The organism is Collinsella sp. AM18-10, from assembly GCF_003471585.1.
GTDB lineage: Bacteria > Actinomycetota > Coriobacteriia > Coriobacteriales > Coriobacteriaceae > Collinsella.
The window spans coordinates 1-5,066 of record NZ_QRJO01000030.1; the positions used below are offsets into that span (position 1 = coordinate 1).

The following is a 5,066-nucleotide window of genomic DNA, read 5'->3' on the forward strand; positions in this document are numbered from 1 at the left end:
CGCTTCGAATCGGGCGCTACACCAACTTTCTCGACACTACCCCGTCTGGGCATATGTCAAAAAATTAGGCGAATCCGGCATGGCCCTCCCATCAACTATGGTGCATTGGGGTCAGGTTACTTTGCACCAAAAAGGCGCCCGGGCCGTGTGGACCCGGACGCCTTCATTGTAGCTTTTCGCTCTAGCGAGCTTGATTTAGCAGGAGAAGTCGACGCTGTCGATGATGTCCTTGAGGGCCTTGGCGGAGGCGGTGAGCTCATGCTGCTCGTCATCGTTCAGCGGCACGGGGACGCGACAGACGACGCCGTCGCGGCCAACGACCGTCGGCATGGAGATGGCAAGATCGGACAGGCCATACTCGCCCACCATGAGCGAGGAGACGGGCAGAACGGTCTGCTCATCGCGCATGACGGCGGTGCAGATGCGCTTGACGGCCATGGCGACGCCATAGTAGGTGGCGTGCTTCTTCTCGATGATGGTGTAGGCGGAGTTCTTGACGTCCTCGGCGATGCGCTTCTCGGCAGCCTCATGCTCCAGATGACCGTGAAGCTCGCAGAAAGTGTTCAGCGGCACGCCGGCAACCTGGGCGCTGGACCAAGCGACAAACTCAGAGTCGCCGTGCTCACCCATGACATAGGCCTGGACATCGCGCGGGTCAACCTCGACGTGGGCACCAAGCATCTGCTGCAGACGGCCAGTGTCGAGCACGGTGCCGGAGCCGATGACATGGCCCTCGGGCAGGCCGGACATCTTGATGGCGGCATAGGTCAGAACATCGACCGGGTTGGAGACAATGAGCAGAATGCCGTCGAAGCCAGACTTCTTAATTTCGGGAATGATGGACTTAAAGATGTTGACGTTCTTGTTGACCAGGTCCAGACGGGTCTCACCGGGCTTCTGGGCAGCGCCAGCGGTGACGACGATCATGGCGGCGTCGGCGACATCGGAATAATCGCCGGCGTAGATCTTCATCGGCTCGGCAAACGTCATGCCGTGCGCGATATCCAGGGCCTCACCCTCGGCGCGGTTCTTGTCCACGTCGATGAGGACCATCTCGGAGAACAGACCGCTCTGCATCAGCGCGAACGCCGAAGACGAACCGACGAAACCGCAGCCGACAATAGCGACCTTCTTCTCGTTAACCATTAGAAACTCCCATCTCTCTCCACAAACAAGCCACCCGGGAACGACCCGAGCGGCTTGTCGTAATCCCAATACATCCAATCGGGACTTTGATTATGCTCCTATTCGCAGCCAAAAATCGACCGTTTACCGAAATTGTTTGCAGGATTCGTAAAATAACTGCACGAAATCGGTTTCGAGCTATTGACGAGTCGAAACAGGTTTCTAATACAGACCCGCCTCGCGGATGGCCTCGACAGCCAAAGCAATCTGATCGGGCGGCAGGACCAGCGCCATGCGCACGTGTCCCTCGCCCGAAGGACCAAAGCTCGCGCCCGGCGTCACCACAACGCCGGCCTTCTCCATGAGCTCCTCGCAAAACGCCATGGAATCGGTGCGACCACCGGGAAGCTTGGCCCACACAAACATAGAGCCATGCGCGTTGGGACGCTCCCAGCCCAGGCCCTCAAGACCGTCGCACAGGGCATCGCGGCGCTCCTGGTACTTCAGACGCTGCGCCTCGACCTCATCGCGCGGACCGTTCAGGCAGGCGATAGCAGCCTTCTGGATCGGGAAGAACATACCAAAGTCGATCTGGCCGCGCAGCTTGGCAAAGGCCGAGACCACATCCTCGCGACCGACCAAAAAGCCGATACGCGCACCGGTGACGTTAAACGACTTGGAGAGCGAGAAGAACTCAACGCCCACCTCGAGCGCGCCGGGATACTGCAAGAAGCTGCCGCCCGGCTCGCCGTCGAACACGATGTCGGAGTATGCGTTGTCGTGAACGATGAGCAGGTCGTGCTCGCGGGCGAAAGCGATGACCTCCTCGTAGACCTCGGGCGTGCCCACCGAGCCCACCGGGTTGGCGGGCAGCGACACAATCATGTACTTGGCACGATCGGCCACCTCGGGATCGATACCCGCCACATAGGGCAGGTAATTGTGCTCCGCCACCAGCGGATAGTACTCGAGCTTGGCATCGGCGATCTTGGCACCCGCCTCAAAGACCGGGTAGCACGGATCGGGAACCAGGATGGTGTCACCCGGATCGAGCAGGGCCAGGCCCAAATGGCCCACGCCCTCCTGCGTGCCGTTGCACGACTGCACCATGGACGGTGTAATGCCCGAAACGCCAAAGCGACGCTCATAGTAATCGCACACGGCTTGTTTGAGTTCGGGCAGGTCGCGCAGGGCATACTTCCACATCTCGGGATCTTGGGCTGCATGCGTGAGCGCCTCGACCACATGGTCGTACGGCTTAAAGTCGGGCGTGCCCACGCTCATGTTGTAAATAGTCTTGCCCTGAGCCTTCAGCGCGAGAAGTTCGTTGTTGAGCGAGGCGAAGACCTCCGCGCCAAAGCGGTCGAGACGCTGCGATGCCTGCATGGTGCCACCTTTCGATATGAAAAACGCGGCGCTCCGACAAGAGCGCCGCGCGATACGGGCCATCAGATTGCAAAAGTGTAACGCTTGCAACCCCCGCATTGGTTCAATTTAGCCAACCTTAGTCAATTGCATTAAGCGCGTCGATCTGCGCAAGCCACAGTCGCGAGCTGGCGTCACTCGGCATACGCCAATCGCCGCGCGGACTGAGCGTCACCGAGCCCACCTTGGGACCATCGGGCAGGCAGCTGCGCTTAAACTGCTGGGCAAAGAAGCGACGATAGAACGTACGCAGCCACGTGTGAACGGTCTTGGCATCGTAGACGCCCTCGAAGCTCTTGAGCGCCATGCGGTAGATCTTGCCCGGCTCAAAGCCAAAACGCAGTAGGTAGTAGAGGAAGTAGTCGTGCAGCTCGTACGGGCCCACCAAATCCTCGGTCTTCTGCGCAATCTCGCCGTCGCCCGTGGGCGGCAGAAGCTCGGGGGACACCGGCGTATCGAGGATGTCGAGCAGCGTCTCGGCAATACGCCCGCCAAAGACATCAGCCGCATAACGCACCAGATGACGCACAAGCGTCTTGGGCACGCTCGCATTGACGGCATACATGCTCATGTGGTCTCCGTTATAGGTAGCCCAGCCGAGCGCCAGCTCCGACAGGTCACCGGTGCCGATGACAAAGCCGCCAGCCTGGTTGGCCAAGTCCATCAGAATCTGCGTACGCTCGCGGGCTTGGCTGTTCTCGTAAGTCACGTCCTGCACGGCCGAATCGTGCTCAATGTCCTTGAAGTGCTGCTCCACGGCCGCGTGGATCGAAACCTCGCGGAAGCTCACGCCAAGGTCGCGAGCGAGCGACTCGGCATTCGACTTGGTACGATGCGTCGTGCCAAAGCCGGGCATGGACACGGCAGTGATGCCTGTGCGCGGCAGCCCCAGCGCATCAAAGGCACGCACGGTCACAAGCAGTGCCAACGTGGAGTCCAGGCCGCCCGAAAGACCGATGACAGCCGCCTTGGTACCCGTATGGGCAAGGCGGGTCTTGAGGCCCGCAGTCTGCAGGTCGAGGATGGTCTCGCAGCGCTCGGCCAGGTCGCCATGGTCGGCCGGCACAAAGGGCGCGCGCGGGAAAACGCGGTCGATATCGCAGGCATCGCGCAGGACAGGCTCTTCGGCCAACACACCCTCAAACGAAAACTCAACGGTCGTGTCCTCCGGCGCATCGTCCGCGCGTGTCCACGTCGTCGAGCGGCGGCGCTCGGCAACCAGGCGGTCAAGGTCAACATCGGCGACGGCCATGTCGCAGGTAAGCAGTTTGGTGGCGGCCAGCTTAGAGCCGTTTTCGTAGATCAGGTTCTCGCCCGCAAAGACCATGTCGGTCGTGGACTCGCCCTCGCTCGCATCGGCGTAGACATAGGCGCAGTACAGGCGCGCACTCTGATTGGAGATAAGGCTGCGGCGGTAATCCGCCTTGCCGATAATCTCGTCCGAGGCCGACGGGTTGAGAATCACCGTCGCACCGGCAAGCGCCATCTCGGTCGAAGGGGGTGCCGGCACCCACAGGTCCTCACAGACTTCAACGCCCAGCACCAGGTCCTCGGCGCCTTCATCACAGCAACGGTAGACAAGCCCCGAACCCAGCGGGACCGGACCCTGACCGGCAAATTCAACCCACACGGGATCCGCAGGCGCCGGAGCAAACCAACGGCGCTCATAGAACTCGCCATAGTTGGGCAGATACTTCTTGGCCGTGAGGCCCAAAAGCTCGCCCGCGCAGCACACGGCGGCGCAGTTGTAGATATTCTCGGCAACTGCAACGGGAAGACCGATGGTAAAGACGACCGGCAACTCACGGGTTTCATCAAGGATGTGCACAAGTGCCGCCTCGCAGGCATGCAGCAGTGTGCGGTTATGGAACAGATCGGCCGCGGTATAGCCGCACAGATTAAGCTCGGGCAACACCAACGCGCGAATGCCGCGCTCGGCAGCTCTGCGAACAGCTGCCAGCGCAACCTCGGCATTACCCTCGACATCGGCCACGCGAATCTGCGGCGACGCCGCCGCCACACGCAAAAAGCCATCGTTCTTATTAGCCGAAACGCAGCATTGCCTTGTTGATCTGGACACTGGAGGCCCCTTCTACCCTGAGATTCAGTCTAACGGACGTTCACATATCTCTAACTAGCCAAAGCAACCTCTCAGTTTACTGAGACGCCAACCTGTGCTAAGAGCATGTATTCCAAAAATATCTTTAATTAAAAAAGGAGAAATCGATAATCGACTTCTCCTTTAAGCGAGGCAAGTTAATTCCGAAACTAATGGCAGAATTTATCCATGTAGTCCTCAAAGTCGAACACTTCTACCACGACGCCCTCTTCCTGAGACTCTTTCAGTTGCTCCAAGAGATCTTTGTTAATAACGTCCATGCAGAAACCTCCTCTATCTAATCAATTGTAGTATATCTGCTTTCATGCAATTATCAACCAACTTGTTTAATTGCTCCTCGTTTGTCGATAGTCCCTCCTTGATTCTCATTTTCATTGCAACAGCCTCAGGACTCAGC

Annotated in this window: 3 protein-coding genes; all 3 read right to left on the reverse strand. The window is 59.1% G+C overall.

All coding sequences use genetic code 11. The annotated features are described in order from the left end of the window. Positions 1 to 195 precede the first annotated feature (195 nt). The 3 genes from DW211_RS09885 to DW211_RS09895 all read right to left on the reverse strand — a co-directional run bounded on the left by DW211_RS09885 (position 196) and on the right by DW211_RS09895 (position 4,630). The gene (locus tag DW211_RS09885; protein ID WP_006234343.1) at positions 196 to 1,146 is read right to left on the reverse strand and encodes an L-lactate dehydrogenase; all 951 of its coding nucleotides are present in this window, start codon (positions 1,144 to 1,146) and stop codon (positions 196 to 198) included. Positions 1,147 to 1,347: 201 nt separating this feature from the next. Then, positions 1,348 to 2,511 (reverse strand): pyridoxal phosphate-dependent aminotransferase, encoded by a 1,164-nt coding sequence (locus tag DW211_RS09890; protein WP_118260583.1) that lies wholly within the window; start codon positions 2,509 to 2,511, stop codon positions 1,348 to 1,350. A gap of 118 nt (positions 2,512 to 2,629) precedes the next feature. Further along, positions 2,630 to 4,630: an NAD(+) synthase gene (locus tag DW211_RS09895; protein WP_118260585.1), complete on the reverse strand. Its 2,001-nt coding sequence runs from the start codon at positions 4,628 to 4,630 to the stop codon at positions 2,630 to 2,632. Positions 4,631 to 5,066 lie beyond the last annotated feature (436 nt).

Bases quoted from the DNA above. Each gene is read 5' to 3' on its own strand.
- DW211_RS09885 (WP_006234343.1), bottom strand. From the start codon at position 1,146: ATGGTTAACGAGAAGAAGGTCGCTATTGTCGGCTGCGGTTTCGTCGGT.
- DW211_RS09890 (WP_118260583.1), bottom strand. From the start codon at position 2,511: ATGCAGGCATCGCAGCGTCTCGACCGCTTTGGCGCGGAGGTCTTCGCC.